The sequence below is a fragment of the uncultured Fretibacterium sp. genome, assembly GCF_938030725.1.
Lineage (GTDB): Bacteria > Synergistota > Synergistia > Synergistales > Aminobacteriaceae > Fretibacterium.
Genome location: NZ_CALHIQ010000001.1, coordinates 1 through 4481, shown reverse-complemented (window position 1 = coordinate 4481; position 4481 = coordinate 1). Strand labels below are relative to the sequence as shown.

Below are 4481 nucleotides of genomic sequence, written 5' to 3'. Positions count from 1 at the left end.
CGGAAGTACTTCTCCGCTAGTTCCTTCGTGAGGAATCCGCGACCGGTGTCTCCTTCCCCGCTGAGGCGTAGGTGAGGTTCCTGCGTTTTCGGATCGACGTTCCCAAACTCCATGTCGTACTTTTTCCCTGGGAGAAGGTATTCGCCCTCATAGTGCGTTTCTTGACCTGTCTTAGGGTCCTTGTCCACTTTCTTATTCAGATCTTTCGCCAATTCGTCGAGCAGGTCCTTCCAGAACCCGCTGTTCTGGCCGGTCGCAATGAGGTAAGCCTTGCTCTGGAACCACAGGCCAGACCCCTTCTGACGAACCGCAAGGGCAATGTGCTTCCCCAGCATCTCCTTCGTCAGCTCCAGCAGATAGGGCGGGGTGGTGTGTGCCGTCGTCCCGGTGGGAGGCGAGAAGGAGAGGTCCGGGCGAGTGAAGCGCTGCAGATAATGCTTCTCAAGATCCGGGAATTTCGCGGCGGAGTAGTTGCCGGTTGGCGCTCCAATCACATCGAAGTTGATCATCTTGTCAACGTCCAGAATCTCCTTGTAGAGGCGCCACTCGTACTCGACCTCCGCGTGGGAGTTGCCCGCTATGACGCCAAAGTACCCGACGACCTCGGTCCCTACCGGGATGGTAACCTCGGTAGAGATATCCGTGGACTTGACCTTCCCCGCCACCAGCTCGCCCTCCATGATCTCGGGATCGTAGATTCCAAAATCGCCTGCGATCTTCAGGTACCGCCCGGACTCCAGGCCCTCTACGGGAGCACGGTTCAGGGAGCGCACATCCGTGGTGTAGGCCAGCTCCTTCCCATAACTGCTGGCCGTCAAGGTCATTTGGACGGCCTGGTCCTCCGAATTCAGTGAGGCCCCCGAAGGCCGCAGCGAGGTCCTCGCGAACCGGACCGACTTGACGTTGGAGAAGCCGGGGACCATCGCATCTCCGCTCCGGGTGCGAAAGTACATGTTGGGCTGACCGTTCGGCAGCGCCTTGACGGTCCAGTCATCGGCGACGAAGGCCACCAGTTCATCCGGCTCGAGGGTATCCGTTTCCGGTAGCGACGGCAGGATCTCCAGGCGTCCTGCACGTTCGATCAGCGGAGCCAGGCTCATAAACGGGGCGCGCAGGCCTTGCTGGTTCGAGGCGCTGACGGTGTTGGCCTGATCGAGATCGAGGCCGGACCTGAAAAAAGCTATCGCAGTCCCCCCGAGGATCAACGTGATGAGCATGGCGGCAAGAACCTCGACGAGGGTCATGCCCTTGTTTCGACGCATCGCTTTTCCTCCTTCATTCAATATAATAATCTACCTTAGGGGCGATACACCCGAAGCGTCCAGCCCCCGCCCACATCGTAGCGTTGGATCGGTAAAGGCGAGGGGGGCGTCCCCGCGCCTATCGAAAAGACGAGGTCCACCCCGCCCTCAACGAAGGCAACACGCACTCCTTCAGGCGGCGAGGAGAGGTCCCTGACGAAAAAGCCCCGTCCCACCTCCGCGTAGGATTCCATCAACTCCTTGGTGTGCAGGGACGAGTTTACGGTGAGCTCCAGAGTATGGGAAAAGACGTTCAGCAACGCCACCAGCCCCACGGAAATGACGATGATCGCGATCACGACTTCCACCAGGGTCATTCCCGCTCGATTTCGCTTCGCAAACCTCATTCTGGCCTTCATCTCCATCGCCATTCGCTCACTTCCCTTGACCCTATCATCTTTTTAATGATCTGAAGGGTCTTCTTTCCGCTCCGCCATTCTCCGTATCGGGCGTAGCAATCCAGGACAAAGACATGCTCTCCCTGCGAAGAGGCGATATGCAGGTCGGCAGAGATCGGGCCATCCACAAAGGACGCGGTAAGCGGGGACCCGTCGGAGATGGGGATCCTTTTCGGCGACCGCGCAAAATCATCCGAGATAACGGACCCCACCGAGTACAGGAGGGTGTCCGCAGCGACGCGCGCTATCAACATCCCTCGCTGCTGCTCCGCGCTTTTGAAGTTCGTGTACGCGAAGCCGAACATGCCCCCCACGAAGATCATCAGGACCAACATCACGATGAGGCTCATAACAAGGACGCTTCCTCGTCTGCGTTTCACTTTATGGAAGCACCGCCTTTCTCCAGCAGTACTGGTTGCTTGAAAAATTTCCCGATCTGCCGCCAACAAAGCGCATACACCGATAAACTCGCCTTGGAATACCCTTCTCAATCCACCCTCTTGCACATTGCAAAAGAATACTTCTATTCTAATTAAGATATAAGGAAAAAGTCACAACGTCAATAGGCGCTAAGGCTTATTCGTCTTCCACAAAAGCGTTGACCGGGGTGCCAAGACGCCCTGCTGCCGTCCAGCAGGGCTGCCGTTCCACTTTTAGCCAACATTGCCAGTTTCGCAATTCTTGCCCCAAATCGTATTGACAAAACGACATCCCGGTGATAAATTTCAATTAGTTATATGTAACTAATTTTTAGGCCGCTTCTCAGCCTGCGGAGCCAAAACCAAAACGATCCCGTGCGGCTTGTGTCTTTTGCTGAAGGAGGCGCGTTCGTGAGGAACGGTCGTTCTCTGGCAGTTCGTGGATTCATGGAGCGTTTTTTGTTAAGGAGGAACGTTTATGAGAGGATATCGTTTGTTGGGAGTGCTTGCCGCCGCGCTTCTATGCACCCCGGCGCAGGCGGCGAAGGTGGAGGTCGAGACGGGAGCGCGGCTTTTGCCGACGACGGCCTGTCTTGTGGGAACCTACGACGCGGAGGGACGACCGGACGCCGCCATCATCGACCGCGTCGGCATTGCTGAAACGCCGTCGAAGCAGAAGATGATCTTCTACGTGGCGGTGAACCCGAAGCGCCAGACCGCAAAGAACATCGAGGCCACGGGTGCCTTCACCGTGAATGTGATGAACGCCGCCCTCGTGCCGCAGGGCGACTTCTGCGGCACGGTTTCCGCAGCGTCGGGGGACGAGTACTTCGACAAGTTCTCCGTCACCGGCCTGAAGCTGGAGAAGGGCAGCGACGTGAACGCCCCCGTCCTGACGGAGTGCCCCGTGACGCTGGAGTGCAAACTCGTCAAGACGCTTGAGTTCCCGGACGGGCAGCACCGGGTGTTCTTTGGCGAGGTCGCGAGCTATCACGTGGCGGCGGAGGCGCTGGACGGCGACAAGACCGCCCCCGTCAGCCAGTTCGACCCGCAGAAGTCCGGCATGGCCGTCTACTTCGCGGGCAGTGCGGAGGGGAGCGGCTACTACGCTCTCAGCGCGCCTTTGGGACGCGGAATGAGCGCGGAGAAGTTCCCCTGGCCCAACGGGCTTGAGCCCAAGCCCGCCGGGCATTAGACAGGCACAAATAAAGGAGCGTTACCATGAAGGAAAGAATCTATCGCGCCATCCTGACGCTGGCGTTCACGCTGTCCCTGCTGAGCCTGCGCGCCGGCATGGCCTCTGCCGAATCCCTGAAGTTCACGGGCTCGCCCCACTTCCTGCCCGCGCCGCTGATGGTGGTGGGCGTCTACACGCCGGAAGGGCAGGCCAACTTCGCCCCCTTCCATCGGGGAGGGGTTCTCGCCTCCGGCAAGGACGGCGGCCCCATGCGCATCGGCTTTGGCATCAAGGGCAACGCGGAGAAGAGCTGGACGTACCAGTGCCTGAAGAAGACGAAGGCCTGCACCGTCAACCTGCCCTCCGTCAAGTACCTCGCGGAAGCGGAGCTCCTGGGCCGCTACTCCGGACGGCCGCTCTCCGGCGACGCGCCGCTGCTGTCCGAGAACGGAGGCTTTCAGGACAAGCTGGCGGTCACGAAGCTCACGGCGGTGAAGGGCACGGCCGTAAACGCCCCCATGATCGAGGAGTTCCCCATCTCGCTGGAGTGCGAGCTTGAGGATGACGTGGCGATCGACGAGGGCAGCAAGAGCCGCCTGATGATCCTCGTCGTGCGCAAGGTGTGGGCGGATGAGGCTTACCTGGACGCGGCGGGCAAGATTAACCCCAAGACCGCCGAGCCGGATTCCTCCATCGTCTTCTTCTCCCACTCCCACGCGGAAAACGGCGGCTTCTACGGCTACGGCGAGCTGTTGGGCAAGTCCGGCCCCATCTCCGACGTCTATCGTCAGAAGAAGTAACGCGATCGTCACGCGGGGGGCCGCGGAAACGGACGAGCGACCCCCCGCTCACACAACCCTGCCTCCCTTACCGGAGGGCGTCTTTGGCGCGCTCTATTCCTGACTTGAGGTCCTGCCTGTCGCGAGGCAGGACCTCGTTTTTTTTGTACCTTCTTTTTATTTGGTTATTGGCAGGCTACAGGCTGGACAATGTTTCGCTACAGTTGAACACTCTGGTGACGAAAGAAAGTAAGGGCGAACCTGCAAAAACTCACATGTCCGCTCCAAGCACCCCGCCCTCAAAAACGCTCTTTCAGGAAAAATGGTCACCCTAGTTTAGAGCTAGCTCTAAGGAAGCGCTGATTAATCTTAAAAAGTTGTTAAAAGCAATCAAGGAGCATCAAACG

Annotated in this window: 5 protein-coding genes; 2 read left to right on the top strand and 3 right to left on the bottom strand. The window is 58.7% G+C overall.

Going from position 1 to position 4481, the window contains the following annotated elements; all coding sequences use genetic code 11:
- The 3 genes from Q0629_RS00025 to Q0629_RS00015 form a co-directional block, all read right to left on the bottom strand.
- Window positions 1-1262 (bottom strand): prepilin-type N-terminal cleavage/methylation domain-containing protein (locus Q0629_RS00025; RefSeq protein ID WP_298777395.1); only part of this gene is annotated, 1262 nt, incomplete at its 3' end.
- Between the two features lie 35 nt (window positions 1263-1297).
- The gene (locus Q0629_RS00020; RefSeq protein WP_298777393.1) at window positions 1298-1648 is read right to left on the bottom strand and encodes a prepilin-type N-terminal cleavage/methylation domain-containing protein; all 351 of its coding nucleotides are present in this window, start codon (window positions 1646-1648) and stop codon (window positions 1298-1300) included.
- A gap of 8 nt (window positions 1649-1656) precedes the next feature.
- Window positions 1657-2049: a hypothetical protein gene (locus Q0629_RS00015; RefSeq protein ID WP_298777392.1), complete on the bottom strand. Its 393-nt coding sequence runs from the start codon at window positions 2047-2049 to the stop codon at window positions 1657-1659.
- Window positions 2050-2596: 547 nt separating this feature from the next.
- Between Q0629_RS00015 and Q0629_RS00010 the strand changes: the two genes are divergently transcribed.
- Window positions 2597-3313, top strand: a complete 717-nt coding sequence (locus Q0629_RS00010) for a flavin reductase family protein (protein WP_298777390.1) — start codon at window positions 2597-2599, stop codon at window positions 3311-3313.
- 26 nt (window positions 3314-3339) lie between these two features.
- On the top strand, window positions 3340-4095 hold the full coding sequence (locus tag Q0629_RS00005; protein ID WP_298777389.1) for a flavin reductase: 756 nt from the start codon (window positions 3340-3342) through the stop codon (window positions 4093-4095).
- Window positions 4096-4481 lie beyond the last annotated feature (386 nt).

Excerpts from the sequence above, each read along its gene's own strand:
- Q0629_RS00020 (WP_298777393.1), bottom strand. The coding sequence starts at position 1,648 with ATGAGGTTTGCGAAGCGAAATCGAGCGGGAATGACCCTGGTGGAAGTC.
- Q0629_RS00015 (WP_298777392.1), bottom strand. The coding sequence starts at position 2,049 with ATGAGCCTCATCGTGATGTTGGTCCTGATGATCTTCGTGGGGGGCATG.
- Q0629_RS00010 (WP_298777390.1), top strand. The coding sequence starts at position 2,597 with ATGAGAGGATATCGTTTGTTGGGAGTGCTTGCCGCCGCGCTTCTATGC.
- Q0629_RS00005 (WP_298777389.1), top strand. The coding sequence starts at position 3,340 with ATGAAGGAAAGAATCTATCGCGCCATCCTGACGCTGGCGTTCACGCTG.